Annotated in this window: 19 protein-coding genes; 7 read left to right on the top strand and 12 right to left on the bottom strand. The window is 67.5% G+C overall.

Annotated features, from left to right (window positions below; genetic code table 11):
• Nucleotides 1–115 precede the first annotated feature (115 nt).
• Nucleotides 116–613, bottom strand: coding sequence for a mismatch-specific DNA-glycosylase (locus tag JMF82_RS08280; protein WP_201314053.1), 498 nt, complete (start codon nt 611–613; stop codon nt 116–118).
• Between the two features lie 188 nt (nt 614–801).
• Between JMF82_RS08280 and rng the strand changes: the two genes are divergently transcribed.
• From rng to JMF82_RS08255, 5 genes are all read left to right on the top strand, one after another.
• Nucleotides 802–2295, top strand: a complete 1494-nt coding sequence (gene rng, locus JMF82_RS08275; protein ID WP_201314052.1) for a ribonuclease G — start codon at nt 802–804, stop codon at nt 2293–2295.
• A gap of 71 nt (nt 2296–2366) precedes the next feature.
• Nucleotides 2367–6257 (top strand): YhdP family protein, encoded by a 3891-nt coding sequence (locus JMF82_RS08270; RefSeq protein WP_236585360.1) that lies wholly within the window; start codon nt 2367–2369, stop codon nt 6255–6257.
• Between the two features lie 271 nt (nt 6258–6528).
• On the top strand, nt 6529–7968 hold the full coding sequence (tldD, locus tag JMF82_RS08265; RefSeq protein ID WP_201314050.1) for a metalloprotease TldD: 1440 nt from the start codon (nt 6529–6531) through the stop codon (nt 7966–7968).
• A gap of 209 nt (nt 7969–8177) precedes the next feature.
• Nucleotides 8178–9596: a putative sulfate exporter family transporter gene (locus JMF82_RS08260; RefSeq protein WP_201314049.1), complete on the top strand. Its 1419-nt coding sequence runs from the start codon at nt 8178–8180 to the stop codon at nt 9594–9596.
• Nucleotides 9593–9805: a hypothetical protein gene (locus JMF82_RS08255; RefSeq protein WP_201314048.1), complete on the top strand. Its 213-nt coding sequence runs from the start codon at nt 9593–9595 to the stop codon at nt 9803–9805. The genes JMF82_RS08260 and JMF82_RS08255 overlap by 4 nt, the downstream gene beginning before the upstream one ends.
• A gap of 82 nt (nt 9806–9887) precedes the next feature.
• Here the strand turns inward: JMF82_RS08255 and yjgA are convergent, their stop codons facing one another.
• Nucleotides 9888–10469 carry a ribosome biogenesis factor YjgA gene (gene yjgA / locus JMF82_RS08250; protein ID WP_236585359.1) on the bottom strand — a complete coding sequence of 194 codons (582 nt, stop codon included), beginning with the start codon at nt 10467–10469 and terminating at the stop codon, nt 9888–9890.
• Between the two features lie 29 nt (nt 10470–10498).
• Nucleotides 10499–10747: a DUF1653 domain-containing protein gene (locus JMF82_RS08245; RefSeq protein ID WP_201314046.1), complete on the bottom strand. Its 249-nt coding sequence runs from the start codon at nt 10745–10747 to the stop codon at nt 10499–10501.
• Between the two features lie 369 nt (nt 10748–11116).
• Between JMF82_RS08245 and pmbA the strand changes: the two genes are divergently transcribed.
• Both pmbA and JMF82_RS08235 read left to right on the top strand, forming a co-directional pair.
• Nucleotides 11117–12469: a metalloprotease PmbA gene (gene pmbA / locus JMF82_RS08240; RefSeq protein WP_201314045.1), complete on the top strand. Its 1353-nt coding sequence runs from the start codon at nt 11117–11119 to the stop codon at nt 12467–12469.
• A 111-nt stretch (nt 12470–12580) separates the two neighbouring features.
• Nucleotides 12581–13018 (top strand): DUF4870 domain-containing protein, encoded by a 438-nt coding sequence (locus tag JMF82_RS08235; protein WP_201314044.1) that lies wholly within the window; start codon nt 12581–12583, stop codon nt 13016–13018.
• A 51-nt stretch (nt 13019–13069) separates the two neighbouring features.
• On the opposite strand, the gene JMF82_RS08230 is transcribed toward JMF82_RS08235, so the two are convergent.
• The 9 genes from JMF82_RS08230 to JMF82_RS08190 all read right to left on the bottom strand — a co-directional run bounded on the left by JMF82_RS08230 (nt 13070) and on the right by JMF82_RS08190 (nt 25146).
• Nucleotides 13070–13828, bottom strand: a complete 759-nt coding sequence (locus tag JMF82_RS08230; RefSeq protein WP_201314043.1) for a hypothetical protein — start codon at nt 13826–13828, stop codon at nt 13070–13072.
• A gap of 434 nt (nt 13829–14262) precedes the next feature.
• A complete protein-coding gene (locus JMF82_RS08225; protein ID WP_236585358.1) occupies nt 14263–15162 on the bottom strand; it encodes a farnesyl diphosphate synthase in 900 nt (299 codons plus the stop codon).
• Nucleotides 15146–15403 (bottom strand): exodeoxyribonuclease VII small subunit, encoded by a 258-nt coding sequence (locus JMF82_RS08220; RefSeq protein WP_201314042.1) that lies wholly within the window; start codon nt 15401–15403, stop codon nt 15146–15148. Before JMF82_RS08220 ends, JMF82_RS08225 begins: the two co-directional genes overlap by 17 nt.
• Nucleotides 15404–15496: 93 nt before the next feature.
• Entirely contained in the window at nt 15497–16786 is a 1290-nt protein-coding gene (gene tilS, locus JMF82_RS08215; RefSeq protein WP_236585357.1) for a tRNA lysidine(34) synthetase TilS, read from the bottom strand.
• The gene (locus JMF82_RS08210; protein ID WP_201314041.1) at nt 16779–17531 is read right to left on the bottom strand and encodes an NYN domain-containing protein; all 753 of its coding nucleotides are present in this window, start codon (nt 17529–17531) and stop codon (nt 16779–16781) included. Before JMF82_RS08210 ends, tilS begins: the two co-directional genes overlap by 8 nt.
• Nucleotides 17532–18030: 499 nt before the next feature.
• Nucleotides 18031–18987 (bottom strand): acetyl-CoA carboxylase carboxyltransferase subunit alpha, encoded by a 957-nt coding sequence (locus JMF82_RS08205; protein ID WP_201314040.1) that lies wholly within the window; start codon nt 18985–18987, stop codon nt 18031–18033.
• Nucleotides 18988–19397: 410 nt separating this feature from the next.
• Nucleotides 19398–22970, bottom strand: a complete 3573-nt coding sequence (gene dnaE, locus JMF82_RS08200; protein WP_201314039.1) for a DNA polymerase III subunit alpha — start codon at nt 22968–22970, stop codon at nt 19398–19400.
• A gap of 83 nt (nt 22971–23053) precedes the next feature.
• Nucleotides 23054–23593, bottom strand: a complete 540-nt coding sequence (locus JMF82_RS08195) for a TlpA disulfide reductase family protein (protein WP_201314038.1) — start codon at nt 23591–23593, stop codon at nt 23054–23056.
• Nucleotides 23594–23661: 68 nt separating this feature from the next.
• A complete protein-coding gene (locus tag JMF82_RS08190; RefSeq protein ID WP_201314037.1) occupies nt 23662–25146 on the bottom strand; it encodes a GGDEF domain-containing protein in 1485 nt (494 codons plus the stop codon).
• Nucleotides 25147–25148 lie beyond the last annotated feature (2 nt).

Below are 25148 nucleotides of genomic sequence, written 5' to 3'. Positions count from 1 at the left end.
CCTTGCCGCTGGAAACCTGGGTGGTGATGCATGAAGACCTGCGGCAGAGCCTGCGCGTCCACCGCTTGTTCGATCATCTCGCCGAAGCGCTGCACACCTACGTGCGGGGTTTGCCCTAGGCCCGGACCAGATCCGCCAGTGCCTGCCACGGCGCCAGGTCCCAGTGCCCGCGCGCCTGCCCGGACGGTGAGGGCAGCACGAACAGCCGGGTTTCGCCGATGCGCTCCGCCTGCAACCCATAACCGGCGGGCCGCCCGAGCGCCGCGCGGGCCGCCGCCTTGCTGGTGAAGGCGAGCACGCCTGGCGCGTGCCGTGTGATCCGCCGCCGCAGGGACTCGACGTCGAACGCGTCGCGCGGGAGCTCGTCGTCGTTGCCCATATGGTGCTTGGACAGATCGGTCAGGCCGATGCCCAACGCCCGCAGCAGCGGGTATTCGGCAGGCGCGAACAGGCGGGGCGTCAGCTGCACGGCATGCAGGGCGCGCCAGAACCTGTTGCCCGGGTGGGCGTAGTACGCGCCCGCCTGGGCCGAGCGGCGGCCCGCCGCGGTGCCGCAGAACACCAGTGGCAAGCCCGGCTGCAGCAGGTCGGGGAGAATCGGTTCACGCATCATCGTGCAGCATAGCGCGCGCTGGCGGTGTCCCTGAAAGGAAGACTGTCCAGTACATCAAATGTCGTGTTTCCCTGCGAATCTGCGCGCCAGTTGGCGGCTCGGCCGAAGTGGCCGTCAGCGTGTCCCGACACGCATCGACAGTGTGCGCGGACTGCCGTTATAAAGATTGTCTATGCAGGGGAGTGCCCGTGAGCGAAGAAATCCTGATCAACGTGACCCCACGCGAAACCCGCGTCGGCGTGGTGGAAAACGGCATGTTGCAGGAGGTGCACGTGGAACGGGCGTCCCGGCGCGGCTATGTCGGCAACGTGTACAAGGGACGCGTGCAGCGGGTGATGCCGGGCATGCAGGCCGTGTTCGTCGACATCGGGCTGGAGCGCGCGGCGTTCCTGCACGCTTCGGACATCCTGCGGCCGCCGGTGCCGGCCGCCGCCGAAGGCGCTGAGCCGGTCGCCGGCGGCAACGGGCACGGCCACATCCCCTCGATCAGCGAACTGGTCCACGAAGGCCAGGAGATCGTGGTGCAGGTGGTGAAGGACCCGATCGGCACCAAGGGCGCCCGCCTGTCCACTCATCTGTCGATTCCTTCGCGTTACCTGGTGCTGCTGCCGCATGCGCGCACCTTGGGCATTTCCGCGCGCATCGAGGACGAAGCGGAGCGCCTGCGCCTCAAGGAGGTGCTCACGACGTTGATCGGCGACAACCCGCTCGGCTATATCGTGCGCACCAACGCCGAAGGGCAGACCGCCGAGTCGCTGGCCTTCGACGTCACCTACCTGGGCAAGGTCTGGCGCGTCGTGCAGGAGAACATCGCCAAGGCGAAAGTCGGCGACCGCGTGTACGAAGAACTCTCGCTGCCGCTGCGCAGCCTGCGCGACATGCTCAACGACGACATCGAGAAGGTCCGCGTGGATTCGCGCGAAACGTTCGAGAAGGTCGTGAAGTTCGTGCACAAGTTCATGCCGCACCTGGACGACCGCGTGGAGCACTACAGCGGCGAACGTCCCATCTTCGACCTCTACGGTGTGGAGGACGAGATCCAGCGCGCGCTCAAGAAGGAGGTGCCGCTGAAATCCGGCGGTTACCTCATCGTGGACCAGACCGAGGCGATGACCACCATCGACGTGAACACCGGTGGCTACGTCGGCTCGCGCAACCTGGAGGAGACCGTCTACCGCACGAACCTGGAGGCGGCACAGGCCGCCGCGCGCCAACTGCGGCTGCGCAACCTCGGCGGCATCATCATCATCGACTTCATCGACATGACCGACGAGGAGCATCGCCGCCAGGTACTGCGCACGCTGGAAAAGGGCCTGGCGCGCGACCACGCCAAGACCACGGTCTACCCGATGTCGGCGCTGGGCCTGGTGGAGATGACGCGCAAGCGCACCACCGAGAGCCTGGAGCGCCAGCTGTGCGAACCCTGTCCGGCCTGCAGCGGACGTGGCACGGTGAAAACCTCCGAAACAGTAACCTACGAGATCTTCCGCGAGATCACCCGGGCGGTCCGACAGTTCAACACCGAGAAGCTGCTGGTGATGGCCAGCCCGAAAGTGGTCGGCCGCATCCTGGAGGAGGAATCCGCCGCGGTGGCCGAACTGGAAGAGTTCATCTCCAAGAGCATACGCTTCCAGGCCGAAGAGCATTATTCGCAGGAACAGTTCGATGTGGTTCTGCTGTAAGCGCCTGGCGATGCGCGTCGCCGGGCTGGTTGCGTTGTGAGCGTCGCATGAGGGCGCCCTGGCATAAGTGGATGCAACTGGGTCTCCGGGCATTGGCCTGGATCGTCGGCGTGGGCGTCATCTCGCTGGCCGTGCTGATGGGGCTGGCGCAACTGCTGTTGCCGACGCTGGCCAGCCATCCCCAATGGGTGGCGCAGCAGCTCAGCGCCGTGCTGCAACGACCGGTGAAGTTCGATTCGCTGGAAGGCCACTCGCAACCCGCGGGTCCCTTGTTCGTCATGCATGGCCTGACCATCGGCACCGACAATGGCGAGCCGCCGCTGCGCATCCCGGATGCGGAGCTCAAGCTCGACTTCGGCGGCTGGGTGCTGCCGGCCCGTCATCTGGTCAACCTGCGCGCACGCGGCCTGCAGCTGGACATCAGCCGCGAGACCGACGGCGCCTGGCACCTCAACGGCATCGGTCTGGCCGGCGGCGAAGAACGGCAGAATCCGTCGTTCGGGCAGCTGTCGGTGGGCTTGTGGCTGCGCGACACGCGCCTTGAGATCACCGATCACCGGCTGGAGCGGCACTACACGCTGGTGGCCGAACAACTGCGCCTGAGCCGGCAGGGGCGCCGCATCCGTGTTGGCGCGCTGTTGCGACGCGAAGGTGCGCCGGGCCAGCTGCGCGGCGCGGGCAGCTTCAGCGATGACGGTGCCGACGGCAAGCTGTGGATCGGCGGCACCGGCATGGACCTGCACGCCATGTCATCCGGCGTGGATATGGCCGGCTATACGGCCGAAAGCGGCAGCGGTTCGTTCGACACCTGGCTGGATTGGCGCGACGCCAAGATCGTCCGCAGCCTCACCAGCTTCCACCTGTCGCAGCTTTCCATCGCCAACCCCGATGGCGTGAGGGCCAATGTGCCCACGCTGCAGGGCCTCGTGGAAGTGGCGATGGGCAAGGGCAGCTACGAGATCCGATGGGCCGGCGACGACGGCGGTGCCCTGGTCGCGCGGGTGCAGGGTGTCGGCACGGATGGCATGCAGGCGTCGGTCGCGGCCAAGGATCTTCAACTGGCGGCCCTGGTGCCCTGGCTCGCGCTCAAGCCGCAGCTCTCGCCGGCTATCGCGCAATGGGTGGGCAGCGGCAAACCGCGTGGGCAGATCGGGCGGGCGCAGCTGGGCTGGACTCGTGCCGATGGCATACAGCAGCTGAGCGCGGAGTTCAGCGGCCTGGCGATCGACCCGGTCGGCAAGCTGCCGGGCGTGGATGGGCTGAAGGGGGCGCTGCGTGGCGATGCCCAGGCCATGTCCCTGTCCTTGCCGCCGCAGGCCACCACGTTGCGGTTCCCGCACACGTTCCGCCAGCCGTTCGTGATGTCGCGCTTTGGGGGCGATGTCGTGTTCTGGCACGAGGACGATGCATGGCATATCGGCACCGACCCCTTCTCCTTCGAAGGCGCCGGTTTCGGCGGTTCGGCGCGCGGTGAAGTGGCGCTGCCCGATGCCGGTGGCCGCCCGTTCCTGGACTTGTATGCCACGGTGGACCACGCCGACGTGGTGGCCGCGAAGCTGTTCTGGCCCATCGACTCCATGTCGCCGGCCGCCGTGCAATGGCTGGACCAGGCACTGGTCGATGGCAAGGTCGATCACGGCGACGTGGTGGTGCGGGGCGACTTGAAGGACTGGCCGTTCCACCACAACGAAGGCCGTTTCGAGGCACGCGCCGACATCAGCGATCTCGTGCTCGAGTACGGCAAGGACTGGCCGCGCGCCGAGGGCGTCAGCGCCGTGGCGAACTTCGTCAACAGCGGCATGATGGTGGAGGCGAGCGCCGGTCAGTCGCTGGGCAACAAGGTTGATCGCGCCGTCGCGTTGATTCCGGAGTTCGGCAACACGGTGCTCGACCTGAACGTGAGCGGTTCGGGCACCGGCGCCAGCATGCTCGACTTCGTGCGACGCAGCCCGATCGGCCGCAACCAGGCCGACGTGCTGTCCAAGCTGAAACTGGGTGGCAACGGCGCGTTCGATTTCCATCTGTCGCTGCCGGTGGCGCAGGCCAACGAGCTGGTGCTCGACGGCCGGGCGCAGCTCAAGGGCGTGGACTTCGACGCGCCCGAGTGGAATCTCAAGCTGGACAAGCTCACCGGTCCCGCCACCTTCGACAAGGCCGGCTTCCATGCCGGGCCGCTGGACACCAGCTTCCGCGGGCAACCCTCGCGACTGGACCTGTCCATCGCCGGCGCTACCGGCCAGCCCGACAAGGTGCTGGCGGCGAAGCTCACCGGGCGCTACGCCATGAGCGAACTGACCCAGGGCTACAAGCAGCTGGATTGGCTCAACCAGGTGGCCGACGGGCGTAGCGAGTTCACCATCGGTTTCGACATTGCCCACGCGAACGGTTCGGCGGCGACCACGCAGCGCCTGAGCGTCGACTCCGCATTGAACGGCATGGCGCTGGATTTCCCGGTGCCGTTGAAGAAATCGGCCGATGCCACGCTGCCGCTGCACGTGGAAATGAACCTGCCGATGCAGGGCAGCGACGTGCAGTTGAGCGTGGGCCAGGTGGTGCGCGCGCGGCTGCGTTTGCCGCAGACCGACAACCAGCAACTCGCCGCGACGTTCGCCTTCGGCACCAAGGCTCCCGATACGGTGCCCGACAAGGGCATTCGCATCCGCGGCCGCCCGGCCAGGCTCGACGTGACCGGCTGGGTGCAGTACGCCGCATCGGGCAGCAGCAGCGGCGGGCCGGGCCTGGAAAGCATCGAGGTGAATGCCGACCAGGCGATGGTGTTTGGCCATGCGTTCCCCGAGATGCGCCTGACGGCAACCTCGCAAGGAGATGGCCTGACGGTGGACGTCGACAATGCAGGCCTCGCCGGTCGCTTTTCCATTCCGCTTGGCGACCTCGGCCGTCGTGGCGTGACTGCGCGCCTGCAGCGCCTGTACTGGCCGAAGGATGTCGTGCCGCCGAAGAAGACCGGCGCCGACGCGACCCCCGGGGGCTCGGCAACGGCCGAGGCATCGGGCACCGCGTCAGGTGGCACGGCACCGCCCGCGCCCAATCCCGCGGCGACCGGCATCACGCCGTCGGCGCTGCCGCCCTTCCATCTGTGGGTGAGCGACCTGCGTTTCGGCGATTCCAAGCTCGGTGATGCACGACTGGAAACCTGGCCGACCGATCGAGGCATGCACGTCGAGCAGCTGCGCACGCTGTCGCGCGGCGTGCAGATCAACGGTACAGGTGATTGGGACGGCACGGCGGGCAACAGCCACTCGCACATGCGCATCGACTTCTCCGCCGAGAATCTCGGCGAAATGCTGGGCGCCTTCGGCTATGACGCCCTGCTGGCCGGCGGCAAGGTGCGCGCGCAGCTCGACGCCACCTGGCCTGGTGCGCCCTCCGCCATGGAGATGGGCAACATGGACGGCAAGCTCAGCATCAACATCACCGACGGCCGCATGCCCGAAGTGGCTCCCGGCGTGGCGCGCCTGTTCGGCCTCGTGTCAGTGCTGGAGCTGCCGCGCCGCCTGTCGTTCGATTTTGGCGACGTGTTCGGCAAGGGCCTGGCCTTCGACGCCATCACCGGCGACTTCAAGCTCGGCGACGGCAACGCCACCACCGACAACCTGCAGATCCGCAGCCCGGCGGCGGAAATCTCGGTGAAGGGGCGTACGGGCGTGCGCGCCAAGGATTACGACCTGCAGGTGCAGGCCATTCCGCATGCCGGCAACAGCCTGCCGATCGTGGGCGCCGTGGTGGGCGGGCCGATCGGCGTGGCGGCTGGTTTCGTGGCGCAGGGCATCCTCGGCAAGGGCATCAACCACGCCGCCAGCGCCCGCTACAAGATCACCGGCAGCTGGGACAAACCCGTCATCACGCTGATCGAGAAGAAGGACGTGCCGGTGCCGCCCGTTACGCCACCGCTGACGGGCGGGGCGCCTGCCGCCGCGGAGCAGCCTTCTCCCTCTCCGTAAGAGCGCATCCCGTGTGCGACCGTGGGGTCGGCTTTGCCCGCGCTTCGCAGGCTTTTCTCGCACTGGGTGCGCTCCTACAGAGGGCGCGTGGCGCACCGGAAACGTTTTGTAGGAGCCCACCCAGTGGGCGATCGCGGCAAATGAGGGCACCGCTTCGCAGGCTTGTCGCGCACGGGGTGCGCGCCTGCAGAGGGCGGTTGGTGCAGGGTTTAAACGCCTGCGCGCGGCCCCACCTTGGTAAAGTCCCCTTTTTACGCATGGCTACGACTTCATGGATTCCCTGATCGCGCAGGCGGAACGCCGCCTGCTCGCGCCAGGCGGCCTGGCCGCCACCGATCTCGAGCGCGTCTTCAACCAGCTGATGGGGCCCTCCATCGACGCGGCCGATCTCTATTTCCAGCATTCGCGTAGCGAGTCGTGGCTGCTGGAGGAGGGCATCGTCAAGGATGGCAGCCACTCGATCGAGCAAGGCGTTGGCGTGCGCGCCATCAGCGGCGAGAAGACGGGTTTCGCGTACTCCGATGAGATCGTGCTGCCGCAGTTGCTGGAGGCCTCCAAGGCCGCGCGCGCCATCGCGCAGGGAGGCAACGGCGCCGGCAAGCCGCTGGCGCTGAACGGTGCGCGCCAGCTGTATCCGGCCATCGACCCGGTCGAAAGCCTGCCCAATCCCGACAAGATCGCCCTGCTGCGCGAAGTGGACGCCTATGCCCGTTCGCGCGATCCGCGCGTGAAGCAGGTGATCGTTAGCCTCGCCGCCACCATGGACACCGTGCTGGTGGCCGCTTCCGACGGCACCCTGGCCGCCGACGTGCGCCCGCTGGTGCGCCTCAACGTGCAGGTGATCGCCGAGCAGAACGGCCGCCGCGAGCAGGGCAGCGCGGGCGGCGGTGGGCGTTACGGCTATCGCGAACTGATCGACAACGGTCGCGCCATGGCTTTCGCCGATGAGGCCGTGCGCCAGGCGCTGGTGAACCTCGACGCGGTGGACGCACCCGCCGGCAGCATGCCGGTGGTGCTCGGCCCCGGCTGGCCGGGCGTGCTGCTGCACGAGGCCATCGGCCACGGCCTGGAGGGCGACTTCAATCGCAAGGGCAGCTCCGCCTTCGCCGGCCGCATCGGCCAGCGCGTGGCGGCGCCCGGCGTCACCGTGGTGGACGACGGCACCTTGGCCGGCCGCCGCGGTTCGCTCAGCGTGGACGACGAAGGCACGCCGACCGAATGCACCACGCTGATCGAGGACGGCATCCTCAAGGGCTACATGCAGGACAAGCTCAACGCGCGCCTGATGGGCGTGGCGTCCACCGGCAACGGCCGTCGCGAATCGTTTGCGCAGCTGCCGATGCCGCGCATGACCAACACCTACATGCTCGCCGGCCAGCACGACCCGCAGGAGATCATCCGCTCGGTGAAGAAAGGCCTGTACGCCGTGAACTTCGGCGGCGGCCAGGTGGACATCACCAACGGCAAGTTCGTGTTCTCCGCGAGCGAGGCCTACCTGATCCAAGACGGCAAGATCACCCGCCCGGTCAAGGGCGCCACCCTGATCGGCGCCGGCCCCGAAGTGCTCACCCGCGTCTCCATGATCGGCAACGACCTTGCGCTGGACGAAGGCGTGGGCGTGTGCGGCAAGGATGGCCAGAGCGTGCCCGTGGGCGTGGGCCAGCCGACGCTGAAGGTGGATGCGATGACGGTGGGTGGTACGGCTTCCTGAGGCGTTTTCCCGGTCAGTACAAGAAAGGGCGTTTTCGCCCTTTCTTGTTAGCGGCGCGTGCAAGGCGTTCCGTTCCTGCATATCGATAGAACCAAAGCTCATTTCGCTTTCCGCGCCCCGCGTCGGACAGTGCGTGACCGGGGCTTGCCGTCATGCAAGGCCGTATGGACGTCTGGATGTCCGCACCACTTCCGACGAGGGGCGTTGTGATGAGCGATGTGACGCAAGCGTTGCCGGCGAAGGCCCGGGCTGCCGAATCCTCCGTGCCGCGCGCATCGCGCGGCGGGCTCTTCTCCAACGAAGACTGGTGGTCGGTATGGATCGGCCTGGCCGTCATCCTCGTGGCCTGGGCCCTGTTCGCCAGCGGCAGCAGCCTGAAGTGGCTGGCGGTGGCGCCGGCCAAGTGGAAGACGCTGGCGGAAGCCGGGCAGGGCATCGCGAGCCATTGGCCGAATTACCTAGCGCTTTTTGCGACATTTGCGTTGCTGTTTGGCACCGTGCTGGCGGTATTGGGGCAATCGCTGTCGCGCTTCCTGCCTGGCTTCCTGATCCTGTTCGTCGCCGCGCTGCTGATCTTCACCGCATCGGCGTGGAACGAAGCGGCGCGCTACAACCTGGAAGCGCCGCTGATCGCGCTGCTGCTGGGCCTGCTGGTATCCAACACGCTGACGCTGCCCGAGTGGTTCCAGTCGAGCCTGCGCGTGGAGTTCTACATCAAGGTGGGCATCGTGCTGCTCGGCGCGACGTTGCCGTTGACGTTGCTGGTGTGGGCCGGCCCGGTGGCGGTGGTGCAGGCGACCATCGTTTCGCTGGCGACGTTCTTCACCATCTTCCTGGCCGGCAAGGCGCTGGGCCTGGACAAGCGGTTTGCCGCGGTGCTCGGCGTGGGCGGCGCCGTGTGCGGCGTGTCCGCATCGATTGCCGCGGGCGGTGCGGTGCGTGCCAAGCGCGAGCATGCCTCCATGGCCATCACGCTGGTGGTGGTGTGGGCCATCGTGATGATCTTCGTGCTGCCCTTCGCGTCGCGCGCATTGGGTCTCTCGACGGCGGTGGCGGGTGCGTGGATCGGCACCTCCGAATTCGCCGACGCCGCCGGTATCGCCGCGGCGCAGGCTTATGGCGATGTGGCGCGCCATGCCGGCGGCGCCATTGCCGGCGCGCCGGATGCGGCGGTGCAGGCGTTCACGCTGATGAAAGTGGTGGGACGCGACATCTGGATCGGCATCTGGGCCTTCGCGCTGGCGTGGGTGGCCACGACGCGCTGGAACGGCGAGGACGGCGTGCAGGCCAAGGCCGATGCGCGCGAGATCTGGGCGCGCTTTCCCAAGTTCGTGATCGGCTTCGTGCTGGCTTCGGCCCTGGTCACGTGGATCGCCAGCCACTACTCGCTGGCCGATTACCGCAAGATCGTCACGCCCGACCTGGTGGCGCCGATCAGCGTGTTGCGTACCTGGGCCTTCACCTTCTGCTTCCTCAGCATCGGCCTGACCACGCGCCTGCGCTCACTCACGGCGATCGGCTGGCGTCCGTTGCTGGCGTTCACCATCGGCGTCGCGGTGAACGTGGTCATCGGCTACGTGCTGTCGGTGCATGTGTTTGCCGACTACTGGAACGGGCTGGGCGGATGAGCGAGGTCGCCGATCGTCGCGCGGCGTGCTGCCGGCATTGCCGGTTTCGTCGCGACGATCCGCGCGAGATCGAACGGCGTCTGCCGGGCATGGCGTCGTTGGGTTCCGCCTATGGCGCGAGCATCGGTGCGAGCGCGTTGTGCGAGGTGCACGATGCGTGGGTGTCGCCGGAGGATAGTTGCTCGCGTTTTCGGGCAACTGAGGTTTGATGCGGGTCCGATCGCGCACTGGGTGCGCTCCTACAGGTGGGGAGCTGATGTAGGAGCGCACCCAGTGCGCGATCAGGCGACCTCAGTCTTCAGCGTTGCCCGGCAGCTCTTCGCCGCCTTCATCGGCAACCTCGTCGCTTTCGCCACCCGCCGCCAGCTGCTTGAGCAACTGGTAGATCTCGCGATACGCGCGCGGCGGCTTGTTGGCGTCCTTCTCGGCCTTGGCCTGGCGCACCAGCGAACGCAGGTGCTGGCGGTCCACGCCCGGGTATTCGGCGATGAGCTGGCTCATCGCTTCGTCGGTGTTTTCCAGCAGGCGTTCGCGCAGGGCCTCCATGCGATGCATGGCGGCGGTTTCCTGCCGCTGGCGCTCCTTGTTCTCGCCAAGCGCGGCGCGCACGCCGTCGAACACGTCGGCGTCATGCCGGCGCATGACCTTGGCGAGGAACTGCAGCTGCCGCTTGCGCGCGATGTGCGCGGTGATGCGGCGCGTGTTGGCGATCTCGCGTTCCACGTCCTCGGGCAATGCCAGTCGCGCCAGCTTCGATGGCGGCATCTCCATCAGCTGCTGGGCCAGCGCCAGCACGGCCAGCGCGTCACGGCGCTGCTGCGTGCGGGTGGGGCCGTAATCGTGGTCGGGGTCGTGGGTATAGGTGCGTTTCACGGAAAACTTCCAGCGGGCCGGGGTGGCACTCAGCGTGCGGCGTCGGCGTGATCGAACGGGTCGGGCTCGGCCTGCTCCAGCGCAAAGCGCGGAATCGGTTCGCCGTCCCATTCCACGGTTTCGCAGAACATGACGGCAGGGCGTACCCACAGCCCGAAGTCGCCATAGAGCGCCTGGTAGACCACTACCTCTTCCATCGTCTCGCTATGCCGGGCGGTGCCCAGGACGCGATAACGCTGGCCTTTGTAGTGGCGGTAGATGCCGGCTGCCGGTGACATGGGCTTATCTCCGCGGGACGCTCTTTGCATTCGGCCGCGCCACCCCCATCTTGGGAAGTCACGCGGGTTGGACCGCGTATTCTACCCGTTACCGGAGCCTGGTTCGTGCCTTCCTGTGGTCCGCGTTTGCCCATGCGAATGTTTCGTGGCGCAGCGCCTGGCTGGCCCTCGGGTCAAGCCTCGGGGCGCCGGCATGGGTGCCCTGGGCGGCAAACCCTTCGGGCAGGGCCTGTTTGCCCGCCAGCCGGCGTCATCTCATAGTCGTGCATTGACATACACTCCCCCGCTCTTCCCCGGCAGGCAAGCAAACAGCTCCCGGCACGGGCTGCAGCAAGACACGAACCAGACTCTATGGCAGGAATTTGACGAGTGACCGAACTCAGCCCCACCCAGGACCGCAGCCTCGAAGAACTCGATCGACTGGCCCAACTGGCCGAGGACGTGATCCGCCGCGCCCGCGCCGCCGGCGCCAGCCAGGCCGAGGTGGCGGCCAGCATCGACACCGGGTTGAACGTGAACGTGCGCCTGGGCGAGGTGGAGACGGTGGAGCATACGCGCGACCGCGGTTTCGGCCTCACCGTGTATTTCGGCAAGCGCAAGGGCTCGGCCAGCACCGCCGACCTCAACCCCGGTTCGATCCAGGCCACGCTGGACCAGGCTTGCGCGATCGCCCGCTATACCGAGGAAGACGAGGCCGCCGGCCTGGCCGATGCCGCGCGCATGGCCACCCAGTTCCCCGACCTGGACCTGTGGCATCCGTGGCGCATCGACACCGAGGGTGCGATCGCGCTGGGCAAGCAGATCGAGGACGCCGGCCGCAGCCACGCCGGCATCACCCATTCCGACGGCGCCAGCGTGCAGATGGGCGAGGCCATCGCGGTCTACGCCAATTCGCATGGTTTCCTGGGACGCGAGCGCGGCACCCGCCATTCGCTGTCGCTCTCGCTGATCGCTGGTGACGAAGAGGGCATGCAACGCGACTACTGGTACGACAGCGTGCGCTCCGCCGACGATTTCATGAGCGCGGCGGCGCTGGGCGACAAGGCGGCGCAGCGGACCTTGTCCCGCATGGGAGCGCGCAGCCTTTCCACGCGGCAATGCCCGGTGATGTTCGCGCCGGAAGTGGCACGGGGCCTGATCGGCCATTTCATCGGCGCGGTAAGCGGCGGCGCGCTGTACCGTCGCGCCAGCTTCCTGCTCGATCATGCCGGCAAGCAGGTCATGCCCTCGTGGCTGAATATCGTGGAACGCCCGTTCCTGATGCGCGGACAGGGTTCCAGCGCGTTCGACGCCGAGGGCGTGGCGACGCGCGACAGTGCGCTGGTGGAGAACGGCGTGCTGGCGCGCTACGTGCTGGGCAGCTATTCGGCCCGCAAGCTCGGCCTGGAATCGACCGGCAACGCGGGTGGCGTCCACAACCTGATCGTCGAAGGCGGCCAGGACGATTTCGCCGCGATGCTCAAGCGCATGGGCACCGGCCTGCTGGTGACCGAAGTGATGGGGCAGGGCGTGTCCACCGTGACGGGCGACTACTCGCGCGGCGCGGCCGGCTTCTGGGTGGAAAACGGGCAGCTCGCCTATCCGGTGGAGGAGATCACCATCGCGGCGAACCTGCGCGACATGTACGCCAACATCGTGGCCGTCGGCGCCGACGTGGACCCGCGCTCGCACATCCTCACCGGCTCGATCCTGCTGGAACAGATGACGATCGCCGGCGAGTAGGTCTTCTAGGCCTTCCGGCATCGGAAAAACCTGCGCGACCTTGCTAGGATCGCGCTTGCCGGCGCTGGGGACCGGCCCTGACAACACAGGTTCACGACAGGAGAAGCACGCATGAGCGTTCCGCCCGAGTCCGTCGTACCGCCGCCGTCGGCGGGCCCCGCAGGGCCCTCCGACATGCCCTCCGCCGATGAGCGTCAATGGGCGCTCTTCGCCCACCTGTCCGCGTTGCTGGGGTGCATCGTCACCGGCGCCTGGTTCGGCTGGGGCTGCTTTCTTGGTCCGTTGATCATCTGGCTGGTCAAGAAGGACACCATGCCCTTCGTGGACGACCAGGCCAAGGAAGCGCTGAACTTCAACATCACCGTCGCCATCATTGGCGTGGCACTGCTGGTGCTGACCGCCATCACGTTCGGGTTGGGCGTGCTGCTGGCCATTCCCATCGGCGTGGTCGTCGGCATCGCCTGGCTGGTGTTCACCATCCTGGCCGGCATCCGCGCCAACGAGGGTGTCCGCTACCGCTATCCGTTCACGTTGCGGCTCATCAAGTAAGCCACTGGCGGGCGAAGGGAAAAGGCGGCCTAAGGGCCGCCTTTTTCGTGTCTAGTGAAGCCCGACGTAGGTGCGCTTGAACGTCACGGGCTGCTCCAGCGCGGGTATCTTCCAGGCGCCGGTAACGACCATCTGCTGGCCGTCCGGCGACAACGCCCAGGTCTGTTCCAGCTGCATGCCGTCGGCGTATTGCACGGAAACGCGCAGCTGCCCGTTCTCCACATGGCCACGCACCATCGCATTGCCGCTGAGTGATTGCCGCGCCTGCCCGTCGAGCTTGCCGGTGAGCTGGCTGCCGTCGTTGAGACGTACCTGGAACGTCTTGTCGTCCTGCTGCACGAGCAGCACCGAGTCCAACTTCAGCATCGGCGGCATCGGATAGGTCGCCGTGGCGATGGGGTCCTTGTCGGTGTCCGGCTTCTTGGCGGTGCCGGTGCCGCTGTCGCCATGGCGGCCGTGTCCGCCGCCGCCCATGCCGCCGCCGTGACCGCCCATGCCACCGCCACCCATGCCACCGCCGTGGCCTCCCATGCCGCCACCGTGGCGCCCGCCGCCGGCGCCGGCGCCAGCGGGAGCGCCGGCGCTTGTCGCATTCGCATTCTGGGGAAGCGAGGCCTGCTGTTCGTTGCGCGCCTCGGTGCGCATGGCCGCCGTCAGCGTGTCGGTGGTGTCGCTGTTGCGGTCGTCGAGGCGCCAGGCACCGCTGAAGTCGGGCTTCTGCACGGGCGCTGCATGGGCGTGCAGCACGAGCAGTGTGGCCAGGAAGATCGAGCCCAGCAGTCGCTGGGTTGGGGATGGCGTGGCGGTCATCGACGGGGCGTCAGCGGAGGTTCCCCCAGGAAACGTCTGTGTGCGGACGTTGTTGACCAGGAGTTCCGGATACTGCGATCGCGCACCGGGTGCGCTCCTACAGGTGAGGGGGCGGCGCCTTTTTTTATAGGAGCCCACCCAGTGGGCGACCGCGGCGTCGTGGTGTTACCGCTGCGTAGGCTTGTCGCGCACAGGGTGCGCTCCTACAGGGGAAGCGGGCGGCGCTTTTTTTGTAGGAGCCCACCCAGTGGGCGACCGCGGCGCGGTGGCGTTGCCGCTGTGTAGGCTTGTCGCGCACAGGGTGCGCTCCTACAGGGGAAGCGGGCGGCGCTTTTGTTGTAGGAGCCCACCCAGTGGGCGACCGCGGCGCGGTGGCGTTGCCGCTGCGTAGGCTTGTCGCGCCCAGGGTGCGCCCCCGCAACCAGCCGGACCAGTCAGTGCAGGCGGGCGGCGGCGTAGCGCGCCAGTTCTTCCAGCAGGGTGGCTTGCTCGCCCAGCGGCGCGATGGCTTCCAGGGCGTCGCTGGTGAGGCGGGCGAGATGTTCGCGCGACGCTTCCATGCCGATGATGGAGGGAAAGGTCGGCTTGTCGGCGGCCGCATCCTTGCCGGCAGTCTTGCCGATCACGGCAGCTTCGCCTTCCACGTCGAGGATGTCGTCGCGCACCTGGAAGGCCAGGCCCACTGCATGGGCATAGCGATCGAGCGCGGCCAGCGCATCATCGGATGCGCCGGCCGCGAGGGCGCCGAGGCGCACCGATGCGCGGATCAGCGCACCGGTCTTGCAGGCATGCATGTGTTCCAGTTCGGCCAGCGTCAGCTTGCGGCCCACGGCGGCAAGGTCCAGCGCCTGGCCGCCGGCCATGCCCTCGGCCCCGCAGGCTCGACCCAGCACGCGGAGCATCTCCACGCAGCGCGCGGGCGCCACGCCCAGTTCGATGTCGTGGGCCAGCAACTCGAAGGCGAGCGCCTGCAGTGCGTCGCCCGCAAGGATAGCCATCGCCTCGCCGAACACGATGTGGCAGGTGGGACGGCCACGGCGCAGCGAGTCGTCATCCATCGCGGGCAGGTCGTCGTGCACCAGCGAGTAGGCGTGGATCAGCTCCACTGCGCAGGCCGGCGCATCCAGGCGCGAGCCTGTTTCGCCGAAGGCGTGGCCTGCGGCGTACACCAGCAGCGGGCGCAGGCGCTTGCCGCCGCCGAGCACGGCGTAGCGCATGGCGCGATGCAATTCGAAGGGAGCGGTGTCTTCCGACGGCAGCGAGCGGGCCAGTGCCTCATCGGCGCGCACGATCAGCGACTTGAGACGGGCTCCGAGTTCAGAGCTCGGGTTCAAACGGTTCGGCGTGGTCGGGAGCATCGGGATCAAGCAGGAGTCGCACGCGCAGTTCGGCACTTTCCAGCGCCTGCTGGCAATGGCGATAAAGGCCGATGCCGCGCTCGAAAGAGGCGAGGGATTCGTCCAGGCTCAACTCGCCGCCTTCCATGCGCGCGACCAGCTGCTCGAGTTCGTCCAGCGAATGCTCGAAATCGGCGGCGGGAGCGGGATTGGCGGGGGCGGATGCAGACTTGGCCATGGCCCGCAAAGCTAACGCAGGGGGCGTGCGGAATCAATCTGCGGGGGGCCAAACGCGGCGTCGTGGCGGTTTTTTGCCGTGGGATGGTGGCCTTCAGAAGGCCGGATGCCAGAGCGGTCGATGCGTGCCGAACAATCGGGCACCTCGTTCGGTCAGCCAGCGGTCGCCCACGCCGACCAGTTCGCCGTCGGCGTACAGCAGCGGGCAGGCCCGGCGACGCCAGGGCGGCATGCCGCCCTGCTGCATGAGATCCCGCAGCTCGCGGGTGTGAGGATTGCCGGCGGGGCGCAACTGCTCGCCGCCCTGGCGCAGGCGCACGCTGACGGGTTCGGCGAGTCGGCCCGCCGGTTCCAGCTGCAGGCTGCCGCCATCGGGCAAGGCCAGTGGCGCGCCGGACCAATCGGCATGCCACTGCGGGTCGATGACCGGTTGTGGCGGAAGGGCCCACAGCCGGCCCTTCCATACGTGCAGCTCCGCGCCCGGCCAACGGATGCGCGGCAACTGGCCTTCGCGCGCCAGGCACTGGCGTTCGATCTGTGCGCGCTGTGCGGAGGTGGGGGCCGGCAGCCCACGCGCATGCAGCCAGTCGTCCAGCAGCGGATACCGCAGCGCGGGCGACAGTGCCAGCCAGCCGGCGGCGTCGAGGCTGCCGGTGGCGGGGTCGTGCAATGCGTTGCGGGCCGCGTGCCATTGTTGCGACAGCGCTTCCGCCGCCTGGCGGCTGTGGCGCGCACTGTGCACGATCGAGTCGACGGCCTGCGGCCAATGTTCGGTGAGGCGCGGCAGGATCTCGTGGCGGAGGAAGTTGCGGGTCAATCGATGGTCGGCGTTCGACGGATCGGCAATGCAGGGCAGGCCGTGCATGTCCACATACTGGCGTAAGGCTTCACGCGGTACCTCGAGCAGCGGCCGCCACAGCATGCCGCGTCCGAGCGGGCGCGCCACGCGCATGCCGCCAAGCCCCTCGGGGCCGGCGCCACGCAGCAGCTTGAGCAGCACAGTTTCGGCCTGGTCATCGCGATGATGGCCAAGCACGATGCGCTCGCCCTCGTGCAGCGAGAGTGCGAACGCGCGATAACGCGCATCGCGCGCGGCGGCTTCCAGGCCGTACCCGCTCGCGTGATTGACCTCCACGCGCAGCACGAGGCAGGGCACCTGCCATGCCTGCGCGAGTTCGCGGCAATGCGTGGCCCAGGCGTGGCTGTCCGCGTGCAGGCCGTGATCGACATGCAGCGCGCGCAGCCCGCGATCATGTGCTTCGGGCAGCTGCGCGAGCGCGTGCAGCAGCGCGGTGGAGTCCGGGCCGCCGCTGTACGCCACGCACAACGCGCCCTGCGGCTCCTTGCGCAAGGCGTCGCGCAGGATCGATGCGAGCTTACTCACGGGGCGCGGCTTTCTTCGTCTTGTTGCGCACGTAGATCACCTTGGGTCGGCCTTCGCCCGGGCTGCGCCGATCGATCTCGAACAGCGTGGTGGCCGTGATCAGCTCGCTGAGTTTGTTGTAGCCATAGGTGCGCGCATCGAAGTTCGGACGTTGTTTGGTGATGATCGAGCCCACGCCGCCGAGGGCGGCCCAGCCATCATCGTCCGAGGCCGCGTCCACCGCGTTGCGCAGCAGGTTCACGAGGCTGGAGTCCTGCTTCAGCTGCGCTGCCGTACGTGGTTTGAGCGGTTGTTCCTCATCGGGCTTGGCGACGAGGATGTCGGTGTAGATGAACTTGTCGCACGCGGCGACGAACGGGTCGGGCGTCTTGCGCTCGCCAAAGCCGTAGACGATCAGCCCCGATTCGCGGATGCGCGCGGCGAGCCGCGTGAAATCGCTGTCGCTGGAGACGATGCAGAAGCCATCGAAGCGGCCGGAATACAGCAGGTCCATCGCGTCGATGATCATCGCCGAGTCGGTGGCGTTCTTGCCGCTGGTATAGCCGAACTGCTGCATCGGCTGGATCGACTGCGTGAGCAGCTGCTCCTTCCAGCTCTTGAGGTGATTGGACGTCCAATCACCGTAGGCCCGCTTCACGTGCGCCGTGCCGTACTTGGCCACTTCCGCGAGCAGTGCTTCGGCGATGCCTGGCTGCGCGTTGTCCGCATCGATGAGAACGGCAAGCTTGATGCTGTCGGTGGCCATGTCGCGTTTCCCTGGCGGAGATGCCATGGATGGTAGCGCGGCGGCGTGACCGGGCGGTGAGGGGGGCGAGGCTTTGCCTTCGAAATGGGGAGGTGGGGGTAGTGGTCTCGCCGCTGCGTAGGCTTGTCGCGCACTGGGTGCGCTCCTACAGGTGAAGCGGGCGGCGCGTTTTTTTTGTAGGAGCCCACCCAGTGGGCGACCGCGGCGCGTTGGCGTTGCTGCTGCGTAGGCTTGTCGCGCACTGGGTGCGCTCCTACAGGGGGCGCGGGCGGCGCGTTTTTTTTGTAGGAGCCCACCTAGTGGGCGACCACGGTGCGGTGGCGTTGCTGCTGCGTAGGCTTGTCGCGCACTGGGTGCGCTCCTACAGGTGAAGCGCGCGGCGCGTTTTTTTGTAGGAGCCCACCCAGTGGGCGACCGCGGTGCGGTGGCGTCGCCGCTGCGTAGGCTTGTCGCGCACAAGGGTGCGCTCCTACAGGAAAAACCAAGGATGCGTGGGGGGTTACTCGATGAACGCGCCGTAGCCGCGCAGGCGCTTGTAGCGTTGCTCGAGCAGGTCCTTCATCGGCATCGCTTCCAGCTCGTCGAGCTGGTTCATCAGCACGGCCTTCAGGCGCACGGCCATCGAGTGCGGATTGCGATGCGCGCCGCCCAGCGGTTCGCGCACGATCTTGTCGATCAGGCCGTGCTCGAGCAGGCGCGGGGCGGTGAGGCCCAGCGCTTCGGCGGCGTCCTTGGCCTTGTCGGCGCTCTTCCACAGGATCGACGCGCAACCTTCCGGCGAAATCACCGAATACGTGGAGTACTGCAGCATGACCGTGCGATCGCCCACGCCGATGGCCAGCGCGCCGCCCGAACCGCCTTCACCGATCACGGTGCAGATGATGGGCGTCTTCAGGTCGGCCATTTCCAGCAGGTTGCGGGCGATGGCTTCGGACTGGCCACGCTCCTCGGCGCCCACGCCCGGGTAGGCGCCCGGGGTGTCGATCAGGGTGAACAACGGCAGGCCGAAGCGCTCGGCCATCTTCATCAGGCGCAGCGCCTTGCGGTAACCCTCGGGACGCGGCATGCCGAAGTTGCGGCGCACCTTGCCCTTGGTGTCGCGCGCCTTCTGGTGGCCGATGATCATCACCGAGCGGCCGTTGATGCGGCCCAGGCCGCCCACGATGGCGGCGTCGTCCGCGTAGGCGCGGTCGCCGGCCAGTTCGTGGAACTCGTCGCACATCACGCTGATGTAGTCGAGCGTGTATGGCCGGGCCGGATGGCGCGACAGCTGGGTCACCTGCCACGGCGTGAGGTTGCGGAAGATCTCGTTGGTCTTGAGCTTCAGCTTCTCGCGCAGGCGGGCGACTTCTTCGTCGATGTTGAACGCCTGCCCGTGGCTGGCGTGGCGAAGCTCTTCAATCTTCGCGTCCAGTTCGGCGATGGGTTGTTCGAAATCGAGGAAGTTGGGATTCATTCGGTGCAGTTCAGGACACGGAAGCGCGCCAGTATACCGGGCCGGGAAAAAACGCGGGAACGGGGGCGTATGGGAGTGAGGAAAGCGTGAAGGAAGCCTCACGCACGCGGTGCCCGCAAAGGACCGTCATTCCGGCGCAGGCCGGAATCCAGCAGCGGAGGTAACCGGTTTTGCGAAAACTCCTTTGGATGCTTCCGCGACAACCGGCGGGATCGGCCACTGGATTCCGGCCTGCGCCGGAATGACGGGGGATGGGTTGGTCGCCTGTCTTCACGATGCGCAGTTTGGCGGCCTCCATCCCGGGTAGGGCGCGGGTCCGGTTCTCGCGAAAACCCCTTTGGACGTTTCCGCGACAACGGAGGTATCGGAAACTGGATTCCGGCCTGCGCCGGAATGACGGGTTGGGTGGGTCAATCGCCGCCGCGTGGCCGGTCGTCCGTCTTCACGATGCGCAGCTTGGCCGCCTCCACCCCCGGCACCGCGCGGATGGCGCGCAGCAGCTCGGGGATGGCGTCCACACGCCACTCCTCGCCCAGCTCCAGGTCGGCCTGCGCGGTCTTGTTGTGGTAACCGTAGAGCACCACGCTGGCTCGTCCGCCGCGGTAGCCGGCGAGGGTGCGGCGCAGGTCGTCGATGAAGCCGGGGCCGACGCCGTTCAGTTTCAAACGCAGCAGGCGCGCATAGCGGCGGCAGGCATCGCCCAGGCTCAGCGCGCTGCGGGCGCGGAGGGCGAAACCGCCGCCGGAGAAATCGTCGATGCGCAAGCCGCCTTCGACCACCAGCAGTTCGTCACGCACCAGCAGCGGGGCAACCTGCTGGTACAGCTCGCCGAAGAAGCTCACCTCGATGACGCCGGTGCCGTCTTCCAGCCGCACGAAGGCATCGCTGTCGCCGCGCTTGCGCACGGCGGTGACCATGCCCGCCACGGTCCATGGCGTATCCGGGCCGCGGCGGAAGCGGTTGTCGTCGCCGTCGTTCTTGCGTGGCTTGGGCGGCTGGTAGCGATCGGCGATCTCGCCCAGCGGGCAGGTCGAGAGCTGGGCGAATTCCTCTTTCCATGGGTCGGTGGGATGACCGGAAAGGTAATGGCCAAGGGTGTCGCGCTCGCCCTGCAGGATTTGCTCCAGCGGCCAGTCGGCGACGACGGGCAGATCCACCTCGACGGTCGGCGCGGTGGCGCCCCCGCTTCCGAACGACATGGCCGTGCCGAACATGTCGTTCTGGCCGGACTGCTTGTTGCGCAGGTGCTGCTCCGCCGCCTTCATGGCGTTCGGCAACTGCGCCATCAGGCTGGCGCGATTCGGTGCCAGCGCGTCGAGCGCGCCGGACAGGATCAGCGCCTCAAGCACGCGGCGATTGAGCTTGGTGGAATCGACGCGACGGCAGAAATCGGCGAGGTCGGTATACGCGCCGCCGCGACGACGCTCGTCGGCGATCGCTTCGCACGCGCCCTGGCCCACGCCCTTGATGGCGCCCAGGCCATAGCGGATCACCTTCGGCTCGACCGCGACGAACATGAACTCCGACGCGTTGACGTCCGGCGGCAACACCGTCAGGCCGATCGCCTTCGACTCGTCGATGAAGGTCACCGCCTTGTCGGTGTTGTCCATGTCCGACGAAATCGTCGCGGCCATGAACTCGGCGGGGTAATGCGCCTTCAGCCAGGCGGTGTGGTACGAGACGAGCGCGTAGGCGGCGGCGTGCGACTTGTTGAAGCCGTAGCCCGCGAACTTCTCCATCAGGTCGAAGATCTCGTCGGCCTTCTCGCCGGTGAGCCCGTCCTTGGCGGCGCCTTCGCGGAACTTGGCGCGCTCCTTCGCCATTTCCTCGACTTTCTTCTTGCCCATCGCGCGACGCAGCAGGTCGGCGCCGCCGAGCGAGTAGCCGCCGACGATCTGGGCCATCTGCATCACCTGCTCCTGATAGACCATGATGCCGTAGGTCTCTTTCAGGATCGGCTCGACGCGCGGGTCGGGATAGACCACTTCCTCGCGGCCGTGCTTGCGGGCGACGAAGCTGGGAATCAGGTCCATCGGACCGGGGCGATACAGCGCCACCAGCGCGATGATGTCCTCGAAGCGGTCGGGCTTGGCGTCCTTGAGCATGCGTTGCATGCCCGAGGATTCGAGCTGGAACACGGCGACGGTCTGCGCCTTCTTCAGCACGTCGTAGGCGGCCGGATCGTCGGTGGGAATCGCCGCGATATCCAGGGCTTCCTCGCCGTTCGCCGCGCGACGCGCGTTGATGGCCTTCACCGCCCAGTCGATGATGGTGAGCGTGCGCAGGCCGAGGAAGTCGAACTTCACCAGGCCGACGGCTTCCACGTCGTCCTTGTCGTACTGCGTGACGACACCGGCGCCGCCCGGTTCGCAGTACAGCGGCGCGAATTCGGTGAGCGGCTTGGGGCCGATCACCACGCCGCCGGCGTGCTTGCCGACGCCGCGCGTGATGCTTTCCAGGCTGAGCGCGAGATCGATCAGGGTGCGCGCTTCCTCGTCCTGGTCGTAGAGGTCGCAGAAATCCTTGACGATGCGATCGGGTTCTTTCTTCGCCTTCTCCGAGCGACCCAGGGCGCATTGCAGGGTGAGGTCGAGCGGGCGCGCGGGGATCAGCTTGGCGATGCGGTCGACCGCGTTGTAGCCCATGCCGAGCACGCGGCCGGAGTCGCGCAGCACGGCTTTCGCCGCCATCGAGCCGTAGGTGATGATCTGGCTGACGTGGTCGCGGCCGTACTTGCGCGCGACGTAGTCGATCACCTCGTCGCGGCGGTCCATGCAGAAGTCGATGTCGAAGTCGGGCATCGACACGCGTTCGGGATTGAGGAATCGCTCGAACAGCAGGTCGAACTGGATCGGATCCAGGTCGGTGATCTTCAGTACCCATGCCACCAGCGAGCCCGCGCCCGAACCACGGCCCGGGCCGACCGGGATGCCGTTCTGCTTACCCCAGTTGATGAAGTCCGCCACGATCAGGAAGTAGCCGGGGAAGCCCATCTTGATGATGACGTCCAGCTCGCGTTCCAGGCGCGCTTCGTATTCCTCCCGCGTGCGGCCGGGCGCGACGCCGGCAAACGCCAGGCGCTCCTTCAGGCCCTCGCGGGAAAGCTCGCGGATATAGCTGGCCAGGTCGTGGCCTTCGGGCACCGGGAAGTCGGGCAGGTAGTAGGTGCCGAAGCTCAGTTCCAGCGTGCAGCGCTTGGCCAGTTCGATGGTGTTTTCCAGCGCCTCGGGAAGGTCGGCGAACAGCGCCGCCATCTCCTCGGGCGACTTCAGGTACTGCTGGTCGCTGTAGTCGCGCGGGCGCTTGGGATCGGCCAGCACGCGGCCCTGGTTGATGCATACGCGCGCCTCGTGCGACTCGAAGCCTTCCTGCTTGAGGAAGCGCACGTCGTTGCTGGCGATTACCGGCAGGTCGAGCTCGGCGGCGAGGCCCAGCGCGGCGGCGTTCCAGTTTTCCTCGCCTTCGCGGCCGGTGCGGGTGAGTTCCAGGTAAAGGCGGTCGGCCATCTGCCGTGCGAACGGGCGCAGGCGCGCGGCGGCGGCATCCACGCCCTGGTTCACCGCGATGCGACCGACCTCGCTCTCGCGCCCCATCATGGCGATCAGGCCAAGCGTCGCCTGCGGCGTGAGCCAGGCCATGTCGACCATCGCGCGGCCGCCCTGCTGGCCGTCGCGCCAGGCGCGCGACACCAGGCGCGACAGGTTGAGGTAGCCCTCGTGGTTCTGGCAGAACACGGTGAGACGCCACGGGCGCGGATCGTCCGGCGAGCTCACCCACAGGTCCGCGCCGCCGATCGGCTTGATGCCGGCCGCGCTGCAGGCCTTGTAGAACTTCACCAGCGCGAACATGTTGCTGTCGTCGGTCAGCGCCACCGCCGGGATGCCTGCGCGCACGCAGGCGTCGACCAGTCCCTTGATGCGGATGGTCGAGTCGACCAGCGAGTACTCGCTGTGCAGGTGGAGGTGTGCGAAGCGGACGGACATGGCGTGCGCGCAGGATGGAACGCCAGCCTACCGGCGCCGGCCCGGACGGACAAGAATTGACATCCGGTGTGGGCCGGCCCGGCTCAGGGCGCGGATGCCGCGGGCGCCTGCGGAGCAGGCTGGCTCAGCAGGTCGTCGACTTCGGCGAGGATCTGGTCCAGCATGCTTTCGTCGTAGCCTACGTAGACGTCGGCGATGCGGCCGTCGCGCCCGATCATCACCATGTGCGGAATGGTATTGACGCCGTAGGGTTTGGCGATGCGCCGGTCCTTGGCGTCGTAGGTCAGGATGACATCGAGGCTCCGCCAGTTGTGGCGGGCCTTCTTGAACGCCTCCAGGTCGTCGTCGTGGCTGATGCCGACGACGGCGAGATCGTTCGATCCCTTCATCTTCTGCAGCGCCGCGAGGACGGGCAATTCCTTCATGCAGTAGCCACACCAGGTGGCCCAGAACGTCACGATGACGACCTTGCCCCGCAGGTCCGACACGTGCAGATCGTTGCCGTTGCGATCGCGACCCAGGAAGTCGGGCGGTATATCGCCCGGTCCGGGGCGGGCCTGGCAGACCGCGACGAGCATGAGCGCGAGCGTGGCCAGCGCGAACCGTGCGATGCGTTTCTTCATGAGCATTTCCCCCCTGGAGCCAGCTTAGCGGATTCCCTCGTGCGCCGGAGGCGGCTTCAGCGGCCGCGTCAGGCGTGATCGCGTGGCGCCATGCGCATGTCCGCCACTTCGTGGCGATTGCGCCCCAGGGTCTTGGCGCGATAGAGCGCGCGGTCGGCGGCGTTGAGCAGCTGGGCGGCGTCGATCGTCACCCCTTCGGGTTGCGTGGCGAGGCCGATGCTGACAGACAGCTCGCCATGCGGGCTGTCGCCGTGCGGGATGTGCAGGCGTTCCACCGCCTGGATCAGCCGTTGCGCGATGGCGTCGGCGGCGACGCCATCGGTGTCGGGCAGCACCACGGCGAATTCCTCGCCGCCGTAGCGCGCCACCAGGTCGCCATTGCGGAACAGGCTGGTGGCGAGGGCTTTCGCCACGCCCACGAGGCACGCGTCGCCGGCCAGATGCCCTTGGCGGTCGTTGAATTGCTTGAAGTAGTCGATGTCGATCATCAGCACCGAACACGACGTCTTCGTGCGCACCGCATCCTCCAGCGCCTCGTGGAGGCGGGTGTCGAGGGTGGTGCGGTTGGCGATGCCGGTGAGCGGGTCGCGTCCCACCTGGCGCTGCAGCGACTCGTTGTCCAGCTGCGCCGCGCGCTGCAGGTCCAGGTGCTGGCGCTGGATGAAGGCGACCCGCAAGCCGTAATAGAGCACCGCCAACGCGGCCACCGCGACGCCGGGCGCAAAGGCCAGGCGCGATACGCTGACACCGAGCAACAGCACGCCGATCGACAGCATGATGGGCGAGAAGAACGCGATCGTCTGCGAGGTGCGCAGCGAAGGACGGAACCGGCGCAGCAGGCGTGGCGGGCGACGCGAGACGATCAGCGCCAGGGCGATATAAGGCAGGTCGACGAGCAGGGTGCTCCAGTGCGGCAAGCCATGCAGTTCGATGCGGTTGTAGGCCGCGGCGACGGCGGCGTTGACGAGCAGGTAGCTCGCCGCCGCATAGAAGAGAAAGCGCAGGCGCAGGCCGCGCGCGCCGAACATGCGCAGGATCGCCATGAAGGCCATCGAGAAATCGATGGCATCGGCGTGCCAGATGATCACGTACACGCCCGAGGAAGGCGCATCGGGCGACCCCGGCAGCGCGTGGGTGATCAGCACGTAGAGCAGGACGCCGACGAGACACGACAACGCCAGGTCCAGCACGCGTGCCGCGGCCGGTTCATGGCGGCCATGGGATCGCGCGATCAGCAGCATCGCCGGGATCATGTACAGCGCGGAGCAGACCACGCCGACGGCGGTGAGGTAGCCGCCTTCGTCTTTCAGCAAGGCAGCCAGCACGTTGATGCCCGCCCAGATCACCTGCAGGCTGGCCGCGACGGCAAGCAGCAACCACGGCGTACGCAGTTCGGCCGGATCGCGGCGGCGACGCGCCATCACCGCTGCCACGGCCACGCACTGCACCGCGATGGATGCCAGGGCGGGCGCGACGCCGCCCGCGAGCGCCGGCAGGCTCACCAGCACCCCATGGATCAGCACGACGGCGAACAACACCCCTGCAGCGCGCACGG

Source organism: Dyella sp. EPa41, from assembly GCF_016586165.1.
Lineage (GTDB): Bacteria > Pseudomonadota > Gammaproteobacteria > Xanthomonadales > Rhodanobacteraceae > Dyella.
Note: the sequence above shows the minus strand (reverse complement) of the source record. Positions and strands in the feature narration are given on the sequence as shown.